General features: G+C 71.1%; 15 protein-coding genes and 3 pseudogenes. 8 read left to right on the top strand and 10 right to left on the bottom strand.

The window, feature by feature from the left end:
- Window positions 1–876, top strand: an 876-nt coding sequence (locus tag ACFY3C_RS18365) for a condensation domain-containing protein (protein WP_390771462.1), incomplete at its 5' end; no start/stop codon positions are given.
- Between the two features lie 53 nt (window positions 877–929).
- Window positions 930–2,123, top strand: a complete 1,194-nt coding sequence (locus ACFY3C_RS18370) for an NAD(P)/FAD-dependent oxidoreductase (RefSeq protein ID WP_386581434.1) — start codon at window positions 930–932, stop codon at window positions 2,121–2,123.
- A 121-nt stretch (window positions 2,124–2,244) separates the two neighbouring features.
- Here ACFY3C_RS18370 and ACFY3C_RS18375 read toward each other — a convergent pair whose 3' ends face one another.
- Window positions 2,245–3,507, bottom strand: a complete 1,263-nt coding sequence (locus tag ACFY3C_RS18375; protein ID WP_390771463.1) for a cytochrome P450 — start codon at window positions 3,505–3,507, stop codon at window positions 2,245–2,247.
- Window positions 3,508–3,732: 225 nt separating this feature from the next.
- On the opposite strand from ACFY3C_RS18375, the gene ACFY3C_RS18380 reads away from it, so the two are divergent.
- Window positions 3,733–5,418: a carbohydrate binding domain-containing protein gene (locus ACFY3C_RS18380; RefSeq protein ID WP_390771464.1), complete on the top strand. Its 1,686-nt coding sequence runs from the start codon at window positions 3,733–3,735 to the stop codon at window positions 5,416–5,418.
- A 250-nt stretch (window positions 5,419–5,668) separates the two neighbouring features.
- Here ACFY3C_RS18380 and ACFY3C_RS18385 read toward each other — a convergent pair.
- The 4 genes and pseudogenes from ACFY3C_RS18385 to ACFY3C_RS18400 form a co-directional block, all read right to left on the bottom strand.
- A pseudogene (locus ACFY3C_RS18385) lies at window positions 5,669–6,664 on the bottom strand (alpha-L-fucosidase).
- A 3-nt stretch (window positions 6,665–6,667) separates the two neighbouring features.
- On the bottom strand, window positions 6,668–9,760 hold the full coding sequence (locus ACFY3C_RS18390; protein WP_390771465.1) for an alpha-mannosidase: 3,093 nt from the start codon (window positions 9,758–9,760) through the stop codon (window positions 6,668–6,670).
- 32 nt (window positions 9,761–9,792) lie between these two features.
- Window positions 9,793–11,130 (bottom strand): 6-phospho-beta-glucosidase, encoded by a 1,338-nt coding sequence (locus tag ACFY3C_RS18395; RefSeq protein ID WP_390771466.1) that lies wholly within the window; start codon window positions 11,128–11,130, stop codon window positions 9,793–9,795.
- The gene (locus ACFY3C_RS18400) at window positions 11,127–11,891 is read right to left on the bottom strand and encodes a DeoR/GlpR family DNA-binding transcription regulator (RefSeq protein WP_390771467.1); all 765 of its coding nucleotides are present in this window, start codon (window positions 11,889–11,891) and stop codon (window positions 11,127–11,129) included. The genes ACFY3C_RS18395 and ACFY3C_RS18400 overlap by 4 nt, the downstream gene beginning before the upstream one ends.
- A gap of 100 nt (window positions 11,892–11,991) precedes the next feature.
- Here ACFY3C_RS18400 and ACFY3C_RS18405 point away from each other — a divergent pair.
- The 3 genes and pseudogenes from ACFY3C_RS18405 to ACFY3C_RS18415 form a co-directional block, all read left to right on the top strand.
- Window positions 11,992–13,191, top strand: a pseudogene (locus ACFY3C_RS18405) (beta-galactosidase domain 4-containing protein); the annotation flags it as partial.
- Between the two features lie 34 nt (window positions 13,192–13,225).
- Window positions 13,226–13,603: pseudogene (locus tag ACFY3C_RS18410) on the top strand (histidinol-phosphatase); the annotation flags it as partial.
- Window positions 13,603–14,445, top strand: coding sequence for a hypothetical protein (locus ACFY3C_RS18415; protein ID WP_390771468.1), 843 nt, complete (start codon window positions 13,603–13,605; stop codon window positions 14,443–14,445). The pseudogene ACFY3C_RS18410 and the gene ACFY3C_RS18415, both read left to right, overlap by 1 nt.
- Window positions 14,446–14,449: 4 nt before the next feature.
- On the opposite strand, the gene ACFY3C_RS18420 is transcribed toward ACFY3C_RS18415, so the two are convergent.
- Genes ACFY3C_RS18420 through ACFY3C_RS18435 form a run of 4 tightly spaced genes read right to left on the bottom strand, consistent with a single transcriptional unit; the run spans window position 14,450 to window position 18,220 of the window.
- Window positions 14,450–14,905, bottom strand: coding sequence for a MaoC family dehydratase (locus ACFY3C_RS18420; RefSeq protein ID WP_390771469.1), 456 nt, complete (start codon window positions 14,903–14,905; stop codon window positions 14,450–14,452).
- Window positions 14,906–14,920: 15 nt separating this feature from the next.
- Complete coding sequence (gene menE, locus ACFY3C_RS18425) at window positions 14,921–16,417, bottom strand: o-succinylbenzoate--CoA ligase (protein WP_390771470.1); 1,497 nt, start codon at window positions 16,415–16,417, stop codon at window positions 14,921–14,923.
- 10 nt (window positions 16,418–16,427) lie between these two features.
- Complete coding sequence (locus ACFY3C_RS18430; protein ID WP_390771741.1) at window positions 16,428–17,303, bottom strand: amidohydrolase family protein; 876 nt, start codon at window positions 17,301–17,303, stop codon at window positions 16,428–16,430.
- Window positions 17,303–18,220, bottom strand: a complete 918-nt coding sequence (locus tag ACFY3C_RS18435; protein WP_390771471.1) for an SDR family NAD(P)-dependent oxidoreductase — start codon at window positions 18,218–18,220, stop codon at window positions 17,303–17,305. Before ACFY3C_RS18435 ends, ACFY3C_RS18430 begins: the two co-directional genes overlap by 1 nt.
- A 216-nt stretch (window positions 18,221–18,436) precedes the next feature.
- On the opposite strand from ACFY3C_RS18435, the gene ACFY3C_RS18440 reads away from it, so the two are divergent.
- Together ACFY3C_RS18440 and ACFY3C_RS18445 are read left to right on the top strand one after the other, a co-directional pair.
- Complete coding sequence (locus ACFY3C_RS18440; protein ID WP_390771742.1) at window positions 18,437–18,856, top strand: MarR family winged helix-turn-helix transcriptional regulator; 420 nt, start codon at window positions 18,437–18,439, stop codon at window positions 18,854–18,856.
- Window positions 18,853–19,599 (top strand): IclR family transcriptional regulator, encoded by a 747-nt coding sequence (locus tag ACFY3C_RS18445; RefSeq protein ID WP_390771472.1) that lies wholly within the window; start codon window positions 18,853–18,855, stop codon window positions 19,597–19,599. Before ACFY3C_RS18440 ends, ACFY3C_RS18445 begins: the two co-directional genes overlap by 4 nt.
- An 83-nt stretch (window positions 19,600–19,682) precedes the next feature.
- On the opposite strand, the gene ACFY3C_RS18450 is transcribed toward ACFY3C_RS18445, so the two are convergent.
- Window positions 19,683–20,954, bottom strand: a complete 1,272-nt coding sequence (locus tag ACFY3C_RS18450; RefSeq protein WP_390771473.1) for a lipase family protein — start codon at window positions 20,952–20,954, stop codon at window positions 19,683–19,685.
- Window positions 20,955–21,144: the final 190 nt, after the last annotated feature.

Consider the following 21,144-nt stretch of genomic DNA (forward strand, 5'->3'; position numbering starts at 1 on the left):
GGCGCCACCGTCTCCGGGCGGCCCGCCGACCTCCCCGGGGTCGACGAGATGGTGGGCATGTTCATCAACACCCTCCCCGTCCGCGTCGACTGCACCCCCGCACAGACCCCCGCCGCCCTCCTCACCACCCTCCAGAACCGGCAGGCCGCCCTCCTCGACCACCACCACTACCCCCTCACCGCCATCCAACAGAACACCGGCCACAACACCCCCCTCTTCGACACCCTCATCGCCTTCGAGTCCTACCCCATCGACCGCACCACCCTCACCGACACCACAACCGCCGCTCACCTGGAGGTCACGGGCATCCGCCCGTACGCCGGCTCCCACTACCCCCTCACCCTCACCGCCACCACCAGCCCGGACCTGCGCCTGACTCTCCAGTACCGGCAGGACCTCATCGACCCCGCCACCGCCGGACACATCGCCACGCACTGTGCCCGCATCCTCAAGCACCTGACCGACAGCCCTCACCGCGCCCTTGCCGGCATTCCGACGCCCGCGCCCGGAGAGCACCAGGCATTGGTGGACCTGCGGGCAGCCCAGCGGGACAGGGGACCGACGTCCAAGCCCGTCAAGAAGCCCTACCGCGCTCCCCGTTCGGCGCAGGAGAAGGCGCTCACGGAACTGTTCGCCGAGATGTTCGGAGTCGGCCGGGTCGGCATCGACGACGACTTCTTCGCCATGGGCGGGAATTCGCTGCTGGCGATCAAGCTGGTCGGCCGGATCCGCGGCCTGCTCGGTGTGGAGGTTCCGATCCGGACGCTCTTCGAGTGCACCACGGTGGCCCAACTGGCGGCGCGCACCGATCAGTCCGCCAGATCCCGTCGGCCCAGTCTGCACGAGGTGGCCAGGGAGCGCAGACAGCGCAACTGATCGCGCCCGGAACACGCACAGCAGTCTTCACCAGTTACAGGATGGGATTCGCCATGTACGACGTCATCGTTGTGGGCGCGCGGTGTGCGGGAGCCCCGACGGCCATGCTGCTGGCCCGCGCCGGATATCGCGTCCTCCTCCTGGAGAAGGCGCGTTTCCCCAGGGACACGCTTTCCTCGCACTACATCCACCAGCCGGGCGTCGCGCTTCTCGACCGCTGGGGACTGCTCGACGCCCTGCGGGCGACCGACGTCCAGCCCATCGACCGGGTCGTCTATCACGTCGGTGATGTGCGGCTCCAGGGCTGCTCGCTGCCGGTGGACGGCCACCGCACGGCATACGCGCCCCGGCGCTTCGTGCTCGACCCCATCCTCGCCGATGGTGCGGTGGCCGCCGGGGTGGAGCTCCGGCAGGGCTGCCAGGTCACCAGCCTTCTCTTCGAGAACGATCGGGTGACCGGCGTCGCCTACAGGACGGCCGAGGGACACGAACACGTCGAACGCGCCCGGCTGGTGGTGGGCGCGGACGGCATGCGTTCGCTCGTGGCCCGTCTCGTGGAGGCGCGAACGCTCGTCGAGGACGCGCCGCTGACGTGCACGTACTACAGCTACTGGGACGGACTGCCGGCGGACTTCGAGCTGTACGACAGACCGGGCCGCTGGGTCGGCGTCATTCCGACGAACGACAAGCGCACGCTGGTCATGGCCTACTTCCCGCAGTCGGAGTTCGACTCCGTACGCAGGGACGCCCAGTCCGCGTTCACGGAGAACGTCCGGACCACGGCACCGGAGCTGTACGAGCGCATGGCCGCGGCGCATCAGGCGGAGCGGCTGTACGGCACGGGTGAGCAGCTCAACTTCCTGCGTCAGGCGGCCGGTCCCGGCTGGGCTCTGGTCGGGGACGCCGCCCACCACAAGGATTCCATCGCGGCCCGCGGCATCATGGACGCCTTCCTCCAGGCCCAGCTTCTCGTGGACCGTATCGGCGACGCTCTGGCCGACCGGGAGCGTCTCGACGCCGCCCTGCGACGTTACGCCCGGGACCTCGACCTGCGGTTCATGGACTTCTACCGCAGCACCCTGACCGTGGCCGAACTCCGCGTCCCGGAGGCCCGGCTCGCCCTGTTCCGTGCGATCGCCGGCGAGCAGGACCTGACAGACCGTTACTTCGCGACGCTCTCGGGCGCCATCAGCGTGGACGAGTTCTACAACGCCGAGCTGTTCGAGAAGGTCGCTCAGGCAGGCTAGCCACGCCGGGACGGAGACGGGGAGCAGGGCGGGGCGGAGATCGACGTGGCCTGGGCCCCGACCACACCCATGTGGTCGGGGCCCAGGCCACGCGTGTTCGGGCCAAGCCCGTCGAGCGGCGTCAGGTCACGGCCCCGAGTCGCACGGGCAGTTGGACGAGTTGCCAGGTGAGCGGCAGCGGTACGCGGCGCAGGCGCTGGGGCGGTACTGCGAGGGTGAGCTCGGGAAAGCGCTGGAAGAGGGCGACGAGGGCGACCTCGGCCTCCTCCCTCGCCAGGGCCGCTCCGAGGCAGTAGTGGAGGGCGTGGCCGAATCCGACGTGTGCCTCCTTGCGTCCGTCAGTCGACCGTTTGATGTCCAGGCGCTCCGGTTCGGCGAACCGGCGGGGATCGTGGTTGGCGGCGACGATCATGGGGATGACGGGCTCGCCGCGCCTGATCGTCTCGCCGTGGAACTCGACGTCCTCGGTGGCGTACCGCATGCGCGGGGCCTGGATCGGGCTGCACCAGCGCATCAGTTCCTGAACGGCCTGGGGTGCCAGGGCCGGGTCGTCGCGCAGGAGGGCGAGCTGGTCGGGGTGGGTGAGCAGGGCGGCGGTGCCGTTGCCCAGCAGTCCGGCGGTGGTCTCGTGTCCGGCCATGACGAGGGTCAGGACCATGGTGACCATCTCGTTGTCGGAGAGGCGGTCACCGTCCTCGTCCTGGGCGCGTATCAGCGCGGTGAGGAGGTCCTCGCGAGGCTCGGCGCGGCGGGCCTCGATGAGCGTCCGGACGTGGGCGACGGCCTCCTTGACGGCGACGCCGACCCGTTCGCTCTTCATCGAGACGAGCGCCCGGCTCCACTCACGCCACTTCGGGCGGTCCTCCTCGGGCACGCCGACCAGTTCGCAGATGACGGTGATCGGCAGGAGGAAGTTGAAGTGCTCCTCAAGGTCCACGACTCCGTTCCGCGCCTTGTCGGGCAGGGCGTCGAGGAGGTCCCGGGTGATCTCCTCGACGCGTGGCCGCAGTTCGGCGATACGGCGGGGCGTGAAGGCACGGGATACGAGCCTGCGCAGCCTGACGTGCTCGGCCCCGTCGAAGTCCACCACGTTCCGGGTGACGAATTCGAGATGGTCTTCGGGCACTCCGGCCGCCTTGACCGCCTCGGCCCGCAGGTTCTTCACGCCTGGCCCGGGTACGCCGGCCGGATCGTTGACGAAGCGTCGGTCACCCAGTACTGCCTGTACGTCGTCGAAACGTGTGACGAGCCAGATCGTCCCCGGTATACCGGGGAGCACGGCTCGGGCCAGCGGTTTTTCCTCTCTGATCCGGGAGAATCCGCTGAACGGGTCTTTGATGAGCGCGGGATCCATCAGGTCATAACGATCGGTGGGCGGCGTCATGTCTCCTCCATCGACAGTCTCGCGCCGCCGACTCTAGGTTCGCCGCGAGACGCGAAGGAAGTTTTTGAAGCCCGGCACGGGCGCGTGGGCTCCCACACCGGAACACCGGTCTGGACCGATCTCGCCCGATCCCCTTGACACCCGGATTGGTCCATACCAACTTGGTTGGCGCACCTCCGCACTCCCCTGCACTCCCGAACACCCCATTCCCCACAGGGAGATCGCGTGCGCCACACACTCAGACGTTCCAGACGTCGGCTCCTCGCCCTCCTCGGCACCGCCGCCCTCGCGCTCGGCGGCGCCATCGCCCTCCCCGGCACCGCTCAGGCCGCCAACCTCCTCACCAACCCCGGCTTCGAGTCGGGCAGCCTCTCCCCCTGGAGCTGCACCGGCAACCTCGGCTCGGTCGTCTCCTCCCCCGTGCACGGCGGCTCCAAGGCCCTGCAGGGCGCGGTGACTTCGAGCGACAACGCGCAGTGCAGCCAGACCGTCGCGGTCCAGCCGAACACGACGTACAACCTCAGCGGGTGGGTCCGCGGCTCGTACGTGTACCTCGGCGTCAACGGCGGCGCCTCCACCTGGACGACCTCCCCGTCCGCGTACAGCCAGCTCAGTGCCTCGTTCACGACCGGTGCGTCGCAGACCAGCGCCACCATCTATGTGCATGGCTGGTACGCGCAGGGCACCTACTACGCCGACGACATCAGCCTGGACGGCCCGGGCGGCGGAGGCGGCGGGGACACCCAGGCGCCGACCGCGCCCAGCGGGCTCACCTCGACGGGCAAGACCTCGTCGAGCGTGTCGCTCAAGTGGAACGCCTCCTCGGACAACGTGGGCGTCACGGCGTACGACATCTACAGCGGCTCCAGCCAGGTGCTCAGCGTCTCCGGTACGTCCGCCACGGTCAGCGGGCTGTCGCCGAGCACGGCGTACACCTTCACGGTCAAGGCGCGGGACGCGGCCGGGAACACCTCCGCGGCCTCCAACTCCGTCTCCGTCACGACGGACGCGGGCAGCGGCGGCGGTACCGGCTTCAAGCAGGCGGCGCCGTACCTGTACGAGGGCTGGGGCGATCCGCCGAGCCCGAGCACGGTGATGAGCGCGACCGGCATCAAGTGGTTCACGATGGCGTTCGTGCTGGACTCCGGCGGCTGCACCCCGGCCTGGGACGGCAGCCGGGCGCTGACCGGCGGTGTCGACCAGACCGCCATCAACCAGATCCGCTCGGCGGGCGGTGACATCGTCCCGTCGTTCGGCGGCTGGCAGGGCAGCAAGCTGGGCGCCAACTGCTCCTCGTCCAGCGCGCTGGCCGGGGCGATCCAGAAGGTGATCGACGCCTACTCGCTCAAGGCGATCGACATGGACATCGAGAACACGGACGAGTTCGAGAACGAGGCCGTCCAGGCGAAGATCCTCACCGCCCTGAAGACGGTCAAGGCCAACAACCCCGGCCTGAAGACCATCGTCACCTTCGGCACCTCGACCACCGGCCCGACCTACTACGGCAACCGGCTCATCGAGCAGGCGCAGTCGCTCGGCGCCAACATCGACGTCTTCACCATCATGCCGTTCGACTTCGGCGGCGGCTCCGACATGTACGGCAACACGGTGGGCGCGGCCGAGGGGCTGAAGAACAAGCTGAAGTCCACCTTCGGCTGGGACGACGCGACCGCCTACTCCCACATCGGCATCTCCGGCATGAACGGCCTGTCCGACCAGCAGGAGAACACCACCCCGGCGATCTGGACCCAGATCCGCGACTGGGCGAACTCGCACCACATCGCCCGGCTCGCCTACTGGTCGGTCAACCGCGACCGGCCGTGCCCCGGCGGTGGCGTGGTGAGCAACTGCTCCGGCATCAGCCAGAACACCTGGCAGTTCACCTCGATCACGGCCGGGTTCACCGGCTGAGCACGGCACCGGCACGACCGGAATCCCCCGGCTCCCGAGCCGGGGGATTTTTTTCCGCCCGGGGTGTATCAGGTGGCGACCTGGCCGCTCTCTATATCAGGAACGGGAAACACGGGGGATCAACGGGGGAAGCACAAACGGGGGGAACGGGGGAAGCACCAACGGGGGATCGGGTCGGTCGGTCGCGGTCACGGGGAGCGACCGGCCGACCCGATGCACATGTCCCGGGGCGACAGCGGGTGCGCCACCGTCAGAAGCGGCCCGCTCCCCGGTAGAGTTCCAGCTCGCCGTCCAGTTCCACCGCGAGCACCGTGGCATGCGGGTCCAGGTCGGCCGGCGCGGGCGACTCGATCCACAGCACCCCGGGCGTCTCGTGCAGACCGCCGGTGGGCCGGCTCCCTGCCGCTGCCGAGCGCGCTGACCCGGCGCACCTTGCCCAGCAGCCCGCGTACGTTGATCTCGGCGCGCGGGGCGTCGAACAGCACCAGGTACAGGGTGCGGCGGTCCTTGGACAGGGTGTTCGGGCCGTAGTGGTGCCCGGCGGGCAGCCCCCGCACGGTCCCGTACACCGCCTCCGCGTGTCTGCGGATCCAGTCGCCCAGCCCCTCCAGCCGTTCGGCCTGCTCGGCCGGGATCGTCCGGTCCTCCCGCGGGCCGACGTCCAGCAGCAGGTTGCCCCCGCCGCCGATGGTCTCCGTGAAGTACCGGATGAGCTGGTCGACCGACTTGTGGTTGTGGTCGTGGTGTTGGAAGCCCCAGGAGTCGTTGACCGTCAGGCACAGCTCCCAGGGGCCTTCCGGCGGAACCACCGGGGCGCCCTGCTCGGGCGTGGCGTAGTCGCCCTCGCCGAGCATGCGGGCGTTGAAGACGACGTCCGGCGTGTACGAGCGGATCAGCGCGGCGAGTTCGGGGATGCGCCACTGCTCCTCGCCAGGACCTCGGCGTACGGTCCGATGAGGTCGCGGCCCAGGCCGAGGTCGCCGTGCGCGGTGTCCCACAGGGCGACGCCGTCGTGGTGCCGGCTGGTCAGCACGGCGTACCGGGCACCGGCGCGGGCGAACAGGGCCGCCCAGTCGCGTGGTTCGTAGCGCGCGGCGGTGAACCGGCCGAGCTGGGACATGTACCGGTCGTACGGCACGATGTCGTCGTGGAACGACCAGGACTCCTGGACACCGTCGAGGGCGTAGATGCCCCCGTGGACGAAGATCCCCAACTTGGCGTCGGTGAACCAGGGTTGTACGGCCATGGGTCAGCCCACCTCGGCGCGCCGCAGCCGCAGGGTCAGGATCTGGAAGGGCCGCAGCGCGACGGACACCCCGCCGTCGTCCCGCACGGCGGCGTCCTCCAGGGGCCGCTCCAGCAGGTCGGTGACCTGGGCGCCCGCGAGCGGGAATCCGGTGCGCAGCGCCCCGCTCGCCCGCCCGCCCCGGGACTCGTAGAGTCGTACGACGACGTCACCGGAGCGGTCGTCGGCGAGCTTGACCGCCTCGACCGTCACGCCCTCGCCGGCCACCGAGACGACCGGCTCCGGCGCGCCCGCCGCGTCCGTCACCCGCAGCGGGAGGTTGAGCGCGTAGCCCTCGGCGACCGCGTCCGCGATGTCCGCGCCGGGCAGCAGGGAGTAGGTGAAGCGGTGCCGGCCCTGGTCGGCACCCGGGTCCGGGACCCGCGGGGCGCGCACCAGGCTCAGGCGGACCGTCGTGGTCGTACCTCCCCCAGCCCCCGGCCGGGGGGACCCCCATCTCGCTTCGCTCGCCTCGCGGACCGTGCGGGAGACGTCGTGGCCGTAGGTCGAGTCGTTGAGGACCGCGACACCGTAGCCGGGCTCGGCGATGTGGACCCAGCGGTGACCGGAGACCTCGAAACGGGCCGCCTCCCAGCTGGTGTTGGTGTGGGTGGGGCGCTGGACGTGGCCGAACTGGATCTCGGCCGAGGAGTGCGGGGCACGGATGTCCACCGGGAAGGCGGCCTTGAGGATCTTCTCGGTCTCGTGCCAGTCGATGTCCGTCTCGATGTCGATCCGGGGGCTGCCCGCGCGCACGGTGAGGGTCTGGGTGATCTTCGAGCCCTTGCCGAAGGAGCGCGTGACGCGGATCGCGCCCACGAGCGGGTCCTCCTCGACCACGGTGACGGAGTCGGCGTCCAGGAGGTCCGTGTACCGGTTCTTGTAGTGCTTGTCGATGTCCCAGGCGTCCCAGTAGTTGGGCAGGTCGGTGTGGAGGCGCAGGAGGTTGCCCGGCTCGGCGAGGACCTCGCGGTCCGCCCGCAGGTCGTACACGGACGACAGCGTTCCGTCTTCTGCCACCGCTACCCGGACCAGGCCGTTGTCGAGGACGCTGCCGCTGACCCTGACCGGCTGCGGGGGCTCCGCGTCCGCGAGGGGCGCGCTGCCGTTCGCGGGCACGCGCACGTACGCCGGTGCACCCCCGGACTTGCGGACCACCTCGGCACGGTCGTACGGGCTGGTGTTGAACACACGTGTCCCGCCGGTGCCCAGCGCGGCCACCGCCTCGGCGGTCAGCTCCTCCAGCTCCCCCGCCACGCGGGCGTACTCGGCCTCCGCCTCGCGGTGCACCCAGGCGATGGACGAGCCGGGCAGGATGTCGTGGAACTGGTGCAGCAGGACCGTCTTCCAGAGCCGGTCGAGCTTCTCGTAGGGGTAGGTGTAGTCCGGCGCGTGCAGCGCGGCCGTCGTCGCCCACAACTCGGCCTCGCGCAGCCGGTGTTCGCTGCGCCGGTTGCCCTGCTTGGTGCGGGCCTGGGAGGTGTAGGTGGCGCGGTGCAGCTCCAGGTACAGCTCGCCGACCCAGACCGGGGCGTCCGGGTACTCCGCGCGGGCCTTCGCGAAGAACGCGTCGGGGTGTTCGATCTCGACCTTCGGGGAGCCCTCCAGGTCCCTCAGCCGCCGGGCCCGCTCCATGATCTCGCGGGTGGGGCCGCCACCGCCGTCGCCCCAGCCGAAGGGGGCCAGGGAGCGGGTGGCGCCGCCCTTCTCGCTGTAGTTGCGGACCGCGCGGGCCATCTCCTCGCCGCTGAAGCGGGCGTTGTAGGTGTCGATGGGCGGGAAGTGGGTGAAGATGCGGGTGCCGTCGATGCCCTCCCACCAGAAGGTGTGGTGGGGGAACTTGTTGGTCTGGTTCCAGGAGATCTTCTGGGTCAGGAACCAGTCGTTGCCCGCGAGCCTGGCCAGCTGCGGGTAGGCGGCGGTGTAGCCGAAGGAGTCGGGCAGCCACACGCCCTTGGTCTCGACGCCGAAGTGCTCGATGAAGAAGCGCTTGCCGTGGACGAGCTGGCGGGCGAGGGCCTCGCCGCCGGGCAGGTTGCCGTCGGCCTCCACCCACATGCCGCCGACCGGCGCCCACTGGCCCTTCTTGACGGACTCCTGGATACGGGCCCACACCTGCGGGTAGTTGTCGCGCACCCACTCGTACTGCTGGGCCTGCGAGCAGGCGAAGACGAACTCCTCGTACTCGTCGGCCAGGGAGGTCACGTTGGAGAAGGTGCGGGACGTCTTGCGCTTGGTCTCGCGGATCGGCCACAGCCAGGCCGAGTCGATGTGGGCGTGACCGACGCCGGAGATGCGGTGCGCGCTGGCGTTCGCGGGCTTGGACAAGGCCGGCTTCAGCGCCTCGCGCACGGCGGCCGCCGAGCCGGAGACGTCGTCCAGGTCGAGGAGGTCCATGGCCTTGTCGAGGGCGTGCATGATCTCGTGCCGGCGCGGGTCGTGCTCGCCCAGCTGCAGCATCAGTTCGCGCAGCACCTGGATGTCGAGGTCGAGGTGCCAGACCTCCTCGTCGAGGACGGCGATGTCGGCGCGGCGGAAGGTGTACAGGGGACGGTCGCCCGCCGTCAGTACATCGCCGAGCGGGGTCGGGCCCGCGAAGTCGTTCGCGAGGATGTCCGGGTTCGAGGCGGCCTCGACCAGGTAGTCCACCGCCTCACCGCCCGCCGCCGGGTTGGCGATCGGCACGTACTGGTTGAGCGGATTGACGGCCTTCAGCGGCGTCCCGTTGGTCAGGTGCACCAGCGCCTCGGCCTGGTTGCCGGGCCAGTCGCCCACGAAGCCGAGGTCGATGACAGCCTCGACGCGCCGGCCCGCGAACTCGGCGGGCACCCGGCCGCGCATCCGGAACCAGGTCGTGCCCCAGGGCGGTCCCCACGGGGTGTCCATCGCGAAGGGCTCGTACGGTGCGGCCGCGGCCTCGTCGAAGGAGACCGGCTCTCCCGGGACCTGCCAGGACTCCACCTCGAAGGGGACGGTGGCCGCGTGGATCGCGGGCTTGATGCGCTGCTGGTGGAGTCGCTCCACGCGCTCCTCGATCCGGCGGCGTTCATCGTGCATGGAAGTCTCCAGGGAGCGAGGAGGGAAAGCGCTTACTCAAGATACGCCAGGCCCGGATGGACCTGGGTGTAGCCCTCGACCAGCCTGCGGGCCACGTTCACGGAGTCGACCAACGGGTGCAGCGCGAAGGCCTTCACGGCCGTGGCGCGCGAACCCGACTCGGCGGCGGCGAGCACCTCGCGCTCGACCGCCTTGACCGCGCACACCAGGCCGGTGGCGTGACCCGGCAGCGGATCGACCGCGACCGGATGGGCCCCGTTGGCGTCGACCAGGCACGGCACCTCGATGACGGCGTCCGGGTCGAGGACCGACAGGGTGCCCTGGTTGCGGACGTTGAGGATCAGGGTGGTGCGCTCGTCCCGGGCGATGGCCCGCATCAGGGCTAGGGCCACCTTCTCGTAGCCGCCGGAGAGGTCGTCGGCGTCGCGCTCGCCGGCGCCGGCCGTCTCCCGGGCCTCGGCCATGTAGGTCGCCTCGCGTTCGGCGCGGGTGCGGTCCCAGGCGTCGAGGGCGGAGACGTCCGCGCGCCGGGCCTGAGCGTAGAACCGCGCCTGCTGGTCGCGCAGGAAGGCACCGCGGGTCTGCTCTGCCTGCTGGTAGGCGCGTACGGCCTCGCGGTTGAAGTAGTAGTAGTGCAGGTACTCGTTGGGGATCGCGCCGAGGGACCGCAGCCAGTCGGCGCCGAAGAGCTTGCCCTCCTCGAAGGAGCCGAGCAGGCCGGGGTCGGCGAACAGGCGCGGGAGTTCGTCGCGGCCCGCGATGCGCAGGCCGCGTACCCAGCCGAGGTGGTTGAGGCCGACGTAGTCGATCCACGCCTCGTTCGGGTTCGCGCCCAGGACCCGGGCGATACGGCGGCCGAGGCCGACCGGTGAGTCACAGATGCCGATGACCCGGTCGCCGAGGTGGCGGGACATGGCCTCGGTGACCAGTCCGGCCGGGTTGGTGAAGTTGATGACCCAGGCGTCGGGTGCCAGGCGGGCCACCCTGCGCGCGATGTCGACGGCGACCGGGACCGTCCGCAGGCCGTAGGCGATCCCGCCCGCGCCGACCGTCTCCTGGCCGAGGACGCCCTCCGCGAGGGCCACCCGCTCGTCGTTCGCCCTGCCCGCAAGGCCGCCGACGCGGATCGCGGAGAAGACGAAGTCGGCGCCGCGCAGGGCCTCGTCGAGGTCGGTGGTCGCGGTCACGCGGGGGGCGTCGGCGTCGCCCGACGCCTGTTCCTCCAGCACCCGGGCGACCGCGTACAGCCTGCTGTCGTCCAGATCGTGCAGGACCACCTCGGTGACCCGGCCCTCGGCGCGGTCCGTCAGCAGCGCCCCGTACACGAGCGGCACCCGGAATCCGCCGCCGCCCAGAATCGTCAGCTTCACCTCTGCACCCTTCCCACCAGGACCACTTCGACGCCCGCCTCCTCCAGTGCGGAGCGGGTCACCGGGTCGACCGGCGCGTTCGTCACCACCACGTCCAGGTCCTCGGGACCGCAGACCCTCGCCATCCCCGTACCCGGGAACTTCGCCGCGTCGGCGAGCAGCACGACCCGGTCGCCGGCCTTGATCATGGCGCGCTTGACCGGCACCTCGACGACCGTCGTGTCCATCACCTGCCCGCCCGGGCGCACTCCGCTGGTGCCGAGGAAGAGCCAGTCGGCGTGCAGTTGGCGCAGGTTGTCCTCGGTGAGGAAGCCGACCAGGGAGCGGTACTCGCGCCGGACCATGCCGCCGAGCAGCACCAGTTCGATGCCCTCGTCGTCGGCCAGTTCCTCGTAGACCACCAGGTTGCTGGTGATCACGGTGAGCCGGCGGCCGTGCAGCCGGCGGGCGAGCCGGTAGGCGGTGGTGCCGATGTCGAGCAGCACCGACTGGCCGTCCTCGACCATCGCCGCCGCGCGCGCCGCTATGGCGTCCTTCTCGGCCACGCGCACCTCGGCGACCTCGGCGAAGGGCTGGTCGCCCTCTTCCGCGACCGCGCCGCCGTGGACCCGGGTGAGCAGGCCGTCCTCCTCCAGTTTGACCAGGTCGCGCCTGATCGTGGCGGGGCTGACGCCCAGCTGTTCGGAGAGGTCGGTCACGGCCGCGGGGCCACCGGAGCGCAGGGCCCGCAGGATGAGTTGGTGTCGTCGTTCTGCCAGCACGCCATGAACACTACTCGTCATATTCAATCAAATCCATGCTCACTTCTGCTCGGATATTGACCGATCCCCCGCAGCGGCGCACGATTCCGTGCACCGAATTTGGGCGGCCATCGAGTCAACGCCGGGTCTTCAGGGCGGCTTCATCTGGGAGTTCTGGGACCACGGAATTCTGCAGCGCGTGAGCGATGGAAGACCGGCCGGGCGCGCGGGCGCCGGGCTCCATGACAACGGTGTCGCCGCGCCCGGCCATCGCTGGGCGTACGGCGGCGACTTCGGCGAGACCCTCCACGACGGTGCCTTCATCGCCGACGGGGTCGTCTTCCCGGACCGCACGCCCAAGCCCGTGATGTACGAGCACCGTGAGCCGGCGGCCCCGGTCCGCATCCGGTGCTACCGGCACGAGGGGATCGTCCTCGCCAACCATCAGCACTTCCGCGGCCTGAACTGGCTGGCGGCGGCCTGGGAGCTGTCCCTGGCCGACGGCCGCGTCCTGACCGCGCCGGCCGAGCTGCCCGACCTGCGGCCCGGCGAGACGGCCGCCGTGCCGCTGCCCTTCGCACTGCCCCGGGACGGCGGCGAGGCGTGGCTGACGCTGCGCGTGACGACCGCCGAGGACGAGCCGTGGGCGCCACGCGGCACGGAGGTGTGCGCACCGCAGATACGGCTGCGGGCGGCCGCCGTAGCGGAGCCGCGGCCGGCCGTGGCCGGGCCGCCGGTGCAGGTGGACGACGACGGGCTGCTGGCGCATCCGCTGCTGACGGCCGCGCCGGTGCTGTCCCTGTGGCGGGCGCCGACCGACAACGACGAGCTGGGCGGCGTCGCCCGCCGCTGGCGCACCTGGGGTCTGGACGCGTTGGTCCGCAAGGTCGTCTCGGTGCGCCGCGAGGGCGGGACGGTGACCGTGCTCGCCGAGTGCGCGGGGACGGCCGGTGTCGTACGGCACCGGCAGGAGTTCACGCCGGTCGAGGGCGGCATCCGAGCATTCAAGCCGTATCTGCGCCCGCAGGAGAGCGGCGGCCGGCATGGCGTACGGCGGTTCACGCTGTCGGCGCTGGACGCCACCGGGCTCGCGGTCGACCTGGACGAGCCGCGGCAGGTGTCCGTGACGCGCCATCGCGCCGCGGACCCGACCTCTCCCGCCGCCCACCATGACGAGCTGATGCCGCGCCCGGGCTGCGTGGTGCACCTGGACGCCGCGCACCAGGGCCTCGGCACCGTGTCCTGCGGTCCCGTCACCACCGCCTCCTACCTCGTTCCCGCCGGGGTCCACCGCTGGAGCTGGACCCTGCGCGTTCTCTGACTCCCCCCACGCTTCCTCTCCCTTCACGCTGTAGGTGACGGTGACCACCGCCTCCCGGGCCAACCCTCAGGGAATCCTGCCCCGGTTGGCGCACGTGGACGTGGTCCGGGGCGCGGTGCGCGGCCCGGCCGCCGACCGCGACAGCCGGCAGGCGCCCGACACCAAGGTCGTCCAGAGCAAGGACGTCAGCGGCCGCAACGGCACGTACACCCTGCACATCCCGCTGACCGCGGGCGACGAGTCCTTCTATGTGCGCCTGCGCGGCAGCGACGGCAACCGGCACGGCGCCGGATACCTCGGCGCGGCGATCGACCCGCACCGTCCGATCACCCACGAACCCGGAAACGGTGACCCGTGGGCCGATACGTGGTTCTATTCCAACCCCATCTTCGTCGACGTGGCTGGAGTCTGATGAGACGCCATCTCCTCACCCTCACCGCCTTATTGGGCGCCCTCGCCCTGGGCGCCCCGAGCGCCTCCGCCGCCGAGGGACCCCAGTGGGCGCAGGCCGGGACGTCGTACACCGACACCCTCGGCGGCGGTCAGGGGCTCGCGAGCCGGGCGGGCGGTTCGCTGCTGCACCGCGGTCTGCTGGACATCCCGCTGGACCTGCGGATCAAGGGCTGGAACCACGTGGGCGACCCGGACATCACGCGCGGCTACGTCTTCGACGCCTACCAGGGCGCCGACACGGCCACGTCGAAGATGTACGCGGTCACCACGCCGTCCGGGAAGCGGTACGACTACGTGCACCAGCTGGATCCGGGCGAGAAGGTGAACAACTCCTTCGCCACCGTCTCGCCCGACGGCCAGTGGCTGGTGTCGGGCGAGTGGGGCGACCAGAACCGGCTCCAGGTGTTCCCGGCGCCCCTGCTCAACCCGGCCACTCCGGCCACCGGCGGGTCGCTGGCGCAGGCCGGGCAGATCAGCCTGGACAGGCCGGTGCGGGACATCCAGGGCTGTGACTTCGTCACCGCCACCCGGCTGGTGTGCGCCTCGGACGACGCCTCCGGCGCGCTCTTCCCGCAGAGCAGGCCGCTGCTGCAGGTCGACCTGCCGCACCCGCTGGACGGCAAGCCCGTCACCGGCACGGTGACGAGCCTGTTCGGTCTGCCGCAGAAGAGCGTGTGCACCGGCACGTTCGAGGCGGAGGGCGTCGACTACGACCCTGGCAGCGGCACGCTGCGAGCCGAGGTGATCCCGCCGGGCGTGTGCGCGGTCGCGACGACCGTGTACGCCTACCGGCAGCAGTAGCCGCTCACGCGTAGAAGCGGGAGAGACTCTGCAGGACGGCGGCGGGCTTCCCGCCGCCGTCGATCTCCATCGTGCCGTCGACGGCGATCTGCACCCCGCCCGGTACCTCATCGACGGAGGCGAGCCGCGCGGCGAGCCGGATGCGTGAGCCCACCTCCACCGGGGCGGGGAAACGCACCTTGTTCAGCCCGTAGTTGACCTTCGTGGTCACGCCCTGGACGTCCAGCAGCTCGGTGAAGAGCGGGATGAACAGGGAGAGGGTGAGGTAGCCGTGGGCGATCGGGGCGCCGAACGGGCCCTCCTTGGCGCGTTCGGGGTCCACATGGATCCACTGGTGGTCGCCGGTGGCGTCGGCGAAGGTGTCGATGCGTTCCTGGGTGACCTCGATCCACTCGCTGGTGCCGAGGTCGCTGCCGGCCAGCTTCTTCAGCTCGTCCAGACCGTTGACGGTGACGCTCATGAGGTGCCTTTTTCCTTACGGGAGTCGGTGACCGAAGTGCTTGCGCACCCGGGACTTGAGGAGCTTTCCGGAGGCGGTGCGCGGGAGTTCGTCCGCGACCACCAGCGACTTGGGGATCTTGTACTTGGCGAGCCGGCCGGCCAGCGAGGCCAGCACCTCGTCCGGGTCGAGATCCACGCCTGCCTCGGGCACGACGACCGCGCGGGGCACCTCGCCCCATGTGTCGTCCGGGACACCGATGACCGCGCACTCGGCGATGCCGGGGTGGGCGAGCAGCAGGTCCTCGATCTCGGCGGGGTAGACGTTCTCCCCGCCCGAGATGATCATGTCCTTCATGCGGTCGACGATGTACACGTAGCCGTCGGCGTCGACACGGGCCGCGTCCCCGCTGCGGAACCAGCCGTCGGCGAAGGAGGCGGCCGACTCCTCGGGCAGTCCCCAGTAGCCGGACATGACGTGCGGCCCGCGCACGACGACCTCGCCGGTCTCGCCCACGTCCACCGGCGTGAGGTCTGGCCGCACGACCCGGACGTCGCTGAAGAAGTGCGGTACGCCCGCCGAGCCGGCCTTGCTCACCGCGTGCTCGGCGTCCAGGAACAGGGTGCCGGGCGCGGCCTCGGTCATGCCGTAGCCCTGCAGGAAGGTCAGGCCGCGTTCCTGGTAGGCGGCGATGAGCGGTGTCGGGACGGGTGAGCCGCCGCAGGTGAGGATCCTGAGCGAGGACAGGTCGGCGGCGGGCCAGCGGGGGTGCCGGGCGATCTGGTCGAACATGGTCGGCACGCCGAACATGAAGGTGATCCGGTGCCGTTCGACCAGGTCGAAGGTGGCCTCGGGGTCGAAGGACTCCACCAGGACGCAGGTGCCGCCCTTCAGCAGGACCGGCAGGGTCAGCATGTTCAGGCCGGCCGTGTGGAACAGCGGGGCCGAGACCAGGGCGCGTTCGTCGGCGGTCAGGTCGGTGTCCACCAGGACGTTGATCGCGTTCCAGGTGAGGTTGCCGTGGGTGAGCATCGCCCCCTTGGGCCGGCCGGTCGTCCCCGAGGTGTACATGATGATGCAGGTGTCGTCGGGAGTGACCGGTTCGTCGATCAGTTCGTCGTCCGCCGACGCCAGCAACTCCTCGTACGCGGCCCCCACTTCGACGTACGACCGCACCTCGGGGGCGTCGGGCAGTGCGGTGCGGGCGGGGGCGTGGACGAGGACCCGGGCGCCGGAGTCGGCCAGCTGGTAGGCGAGTTCGGGACCGGCGAGGCGGGTGTTGAGCGGGACGAAGACGGCGCCGAGCAGGCCGGCCGCGAACAGGGTCTCCAAGTAGGCGGGGTGGTTGGGTCCGAGGTAGGCGACGCGGTCGCCGCGGCGGACGCCCCGGGCGCGCAGGGCTCGGGCCAGCCGGGTGGTGCGGGTGTGCAGTGTGCGGTAGTCGGTCGACCGGTCACCGTGTACCAGCGCTGTGCGGTGCGGGGTCTTGCGGGCCCGGCGTGCGGGCCACGACCCCAGTCCCTCGTTGCGCATCCGGCACCCCTTACGGTTTCGTCAGCCCGAGCAGGCGGGCGGCGTTCTCCTTGAGGATCTTCGGCCTGACCTCTTCCTTGACGGGCAGCTCGGCGAAGTCGGCGAGCCAGCGGTCCGGGGTGAGGACGGGGAAGTCGGAGCCGAACAGGACCTTGTCCTTCAGCAGTGAGTTGGCGTACTGCACCAGCTGCGGCGGGAAGTACTTCGGCGACCAGCCGGACAGGTCGATGTGCACGCCCGGCTTGTGGGTGGCGACGGCCAGGGCCTCGTCCTGCCAGGGGAACGAGGGATGCGCCAGGATGATCTTCAGCTGCGGGAAGTCGGCGGCGACGTCGTCCACGTGCAGCGGGTTGGAGTACTTCAGGCGGATGCCGCCCCCGCCGGGCACGCCGGCGCCGATGCCGGTCTGGCCGGTGTGGAACAGGGCGATGGCACCGGTCTCCTCGATCACCTCGTACAACGCGTACGCGACCGCACGGTCGTTGGGGAAGAAGCCCTGGATGCTGGGATGGAACTTGAAGCCCTTCACCCCGTACTCCTCCACCAGCCGCCGGGCCTGCCGTACACCGGCCTTCCCGCGGAAGGGGTCGACGGAGGCGAAGGGGATCAGGACGTCCGCGTTGGCCGCGGCCGCCTCGGCCACCTCCTCGTTCGGGACGGGCGCGGTGCCGGTGGCGGACTCGGCGTCCACGGTGAAGATCACCGCGGCCATCCTCCGCTCGCGGTAGTACGCGGCCGTCTCCTCCAGGGTGGGCTTCCGTTTGCCCTCGACCTTGAAGTAGGCGGCGGAGGCGGCGTGCAGGTCGTCGTCCAGGGAGGAGTGGCCCTTCGAGGACGCCTCCGCGTGGGTGTGGACGTCGATGGCGACCAGGTCCTCGATGTCCATCACGCCTCCGGAACCTTCGGGGCCGGGATGCCGACCGTCTGGGGTTCGGCGCCCACCGAGGTGTGCCAGGCGTCGGCCAGCGCCTCGGGGTTCCAGCCGCCGTCCGCGTACGCCGCCCGGATCTCCTGCGGGTGCGACCAGAGTGCCACCTTGTCGCCGCCGATACCGATGGCCTGGCCGGTGATGCCGCGCGCCGCCTCGGAGGCGAGGAAGGGCACGAGGGCCGCGCAGTCCTCGGGGGTGCCGAAGCCCTCGCCCTTGCGCAGGAAGTCCGGCAGCGCTTCACCGCCCCGCATCGCCTCGACGTAGGGGGCGAAAGCCGGGATCGTCTCGGTCATGGCGGTCGCGGCGACCGGCACGATCGCGTTGACGGTGATCCGCGCGCGAGCCAACTCCATCGACCAGGTACGGGCCATGGCGGCGATGCCTGCCTTGGCGGCGGCGTAGTTGGTCTGCCCGAAGTTGCCGCGCTGCCCGGCCGGGGAGCCGACCAGGATCAGGGTGCCGCCCTCGCCCTGCTCGCGCATGCGGACGGCGGCGGCGCGGGCGCAGGTGAAGGTGCCCCTGAGGTGGGTCGTGACCACGGCGTCGAAGTCCTCGTCGGTCATCTTCCACAGCACCTTGTCGCGCAGGATGCCGGCGTTGGTGACCAGGACGTCGAGCCGGCCGAACGCCTCGACCGCGCGGGCGACCAGCCGGTCGGCGGCCTCGGCGGTGCCGACCGGGACCACCTCGGCCACGGCGGTGCCGCCGGCCTCGGTGAGGGACTTCACGGCCTGCTCGGCCACGGCCTCGTCGACGTCGTTGACGACCACCGAGGCGCCGTGGGCGGCGAGGGCGTGGGCGTAGGCGAGGCCGAGACCCCGGCCGCCGCCGGTGACGACGGCGGCCTTGCCGGTGAGATCGATGGGGGGCACGTGCGGGTCCTTCCGGACGGGAACGGCTTGGGAGGCGGACGGATGCGTCCGCGAGATCGAAGCTAAGAGCAATAATTGTTGTCGTCAATAGTTGTTGCCGCCCTTCGGATGCGGCATGCTGGGCTCCACCCAGCCGAGAAGACCGAGACCAGGGGGCCCGCCATCACCCGCCGGCACACCAAGAACCCGAGCCCGATCGACGCGGACGAGCCGTGGATGCGCGGGCTGCACGCGGACACGGGCTATCTGCTGTACCGCCTCGGCCTGCGCTCCGGGCAGATGTTCAACTCCTTCCTTCAGGAGTCCGGGCTGCGGCTGCGGCACTACGCGGTGCTGCGCTTCCTCGCCACCTCCGAGGGCGCGCTGCAGCGCGAGCTGAGCACCCGGCTCGGCTACGACCCGAGCGCGATCGTGGGCCTGGTCGACGACCTGGAGAAGCTCGGCTTCGCCGAGCGCCGCCCCTCCCCCGACGACCGGCGCAGCAGGATCGTCGTACTGACCGAGGACGGCCGTACGTTCCTGCGCGACACCGACGAGGCGGGCCTGAGGATGACGAACGACCTGCTGGCCCCGCTCGGCCCTGCCGAGCGCGAGAAGCTGCACGCGCTGCTCCTGCGGGTCGCCGACCAGCCATGACCGCCGCCCGCTCGGCGCACGAGCGGCTGCTGGCCGTGCTCGCCGCGTTCGACCACGCGCACCCGGCGCTGTCCCTGACGGACATCGGCCGCCGGGCCGGGCTCAGCCTGACCACCGCGCACCGGCTGGTGCACGCCCTCACCGCGTGGGGCGCCCTGGAGCGGGACGACGACGGCGTCTACCACGTGGGCCTGCGCCTGTGGGAGCTGGCCGCGCTCGCCCCGCGGGGCCTGGCGCTCCGGCAGGTCGCGCTGCCGTACCTGGAGGACCTGTACGAAGCCACCCACGAGAACGTGCAGTTGGCGGTGCGCGACGGTGCGGAGGTCGTCTACATCGAGTGGCTGTCCGGGCGTTCGGCGGTAGGCGTGCACATCCGGGTCGGCGCCCGCTGGCCGCTGCACGCCACCGGGGTCGGACTCGCCCTCCTCGCCCACGGAGAACCCGGCTTCCAGGAGGAGTACTGCACCGGACCGCTCGCCTCCTTCACGCCGTACACGATCACCGACCCGGCCCGGCTGCGGCGCACTCTGGCCGAAGTCCGGCACACCGGCGTCGCAGTGAGCAACCGTCAGGTCACCGACGACGCCCTGTCGGTGGCGGCCGCGATCCGCGACCGGAGCGGCGGCGTGGTCGCGGCGGTCTCGGTGGTCGTGCCCCAGGAGGGCGCCCGGACCCCGGTGTTGATCCCGGCGGTGCGGCTGGCGGCGCGCGGGATATCCCGGGCTCTCGGCTGGCGGCCGTGAAGCGCCCGGGACGGTGAGGTCCCCGCGCCGTGGTGCTCCGGCGCGGGGACCTCTGTCGTAGCTGCTGTGCCTGTACGAGTGGGTCAGCAGTTTCCGGTGTCCGCCTTCCCGTCGAACCGGTCGCCGAGCCAGGACACCACGTCGCCGACCGCCTGGGCATCGCCGGTGAGGTGGTCGCCCACGAACAAGGTCCAGCGGGTGGTGATGCCGGCGGCGCAGTAGGCGCGGCGGGTCTCGCCCGCCATCCGGGCGGGGATCACCTCGTCCAGCAGGCCGCGGTACTGCAGCACCGGGAAGCCGATCTCGTAGCGGGCGCCCGAGCCGGGGGTGCCGACCCCGGCGCCCAGTTTGTTGGCCTCGACGGCGTCGTCCCAGGTGGCGCCGTCGGAGCCGTGCAGGGCGTAGATCTGGTCGAGCGTCAGCCCGTCCTTGGTGTACTGCTCGATCCGCGCGCCCGGGAAGCGGCTCACGGTGCCGACCGCGCACAGCGACTCGGCGTCCTTGACGGCCTTGCGGCCACTGTCGTTCAGGAGGCCGTCGAACGGCATGTCGGGATGGGTGACGGACAGACCGATGACCGCGTCCACCAGGAACCCGGCGAAGAACTGTCCGTCGAGGTTGCTCGCCACCTGCTTGAGGTCGGTGGGGATCCCGCCGGAGGCCGAGCCCACGACCTTCAGTTCGGGGGCGTACGACCGGGCGAGCTGGGCCGCCCACAGGCTGCCGGCACCGCCCTCCGAGTAGCCCCAGATCCCGACCTCGGCAGCGGGGCTCACCCCGGCGCCGGGCACCCGGGAGGCCGCGCGGGCCATGTCGAGGGTGGCGTGACCGGCCTCCGCTCCGGAGGCGTACGGGTGGACCTGGCCGTCCATGTAGCCCTGGCCGTCCGTCGCGGCGACGGCGTAACCGGCGTTGAGCAGCGCCGCGATGTTCGGGCCCTCGTAGGCGTCCTGGTACTGGCCCGCGAGCTGCTTGGAGAACGCGCACTGTGGTCCGATGCCGAGGGTGCCGGGCACGAACGCGACCAGCGGCCGCTCGCCCGGTCCGGTCCACGGCTTCTGCGGTACGACGACGGTGCCGACGACAGAGACCGGCCGGCCCCGCCTGTCGGTGGAGCCGTACTGCACCTTCCAGGCGTTCAGCGGGGGGCCGCCGATCACCATGGGCAGCGAGTCGACCTTGCGGCAGGCGACGACGGCGCCCGGTGCGGCGGTGGGGCTGTCCGGGGGCCGGTAGATGTCGGCGGCGGCGGCGGAGCACGCCTCCGGCGTCCCGGCCGCCGCGGTCACCGCCGGCATCGCCAGCAGTCCGCCGAGCAGGCCGGCGGCGGCGAGCAGTGCGGCTCTCTTCGGCAACGGCTTCCTGGGCCTTTGGGAGTTCACCTCAGAGCGTCCCTTCTGTGGGGTGAAGAGTGAAGCTGAGCAGGCCGAGAGGTTACGGAGGAGTAGGTAAGCGCTGATAGTTAAAGGACGACGAACCGGCGAGGGCAGGGCTGTGCGCCGGTGACTAGCGTGGTGGGAAGGCCGATCGGCTCTTCGGGCAACC

Origin of the sequence: Streptomyces sp. NPDC001410 (assembly GCF_042895235.1) — a bacterium.
GTDB lineage: Bacteria > Actinomycetota > Actinomycetes > Streptomycetales > Streptomycetaceae > Streptomyces.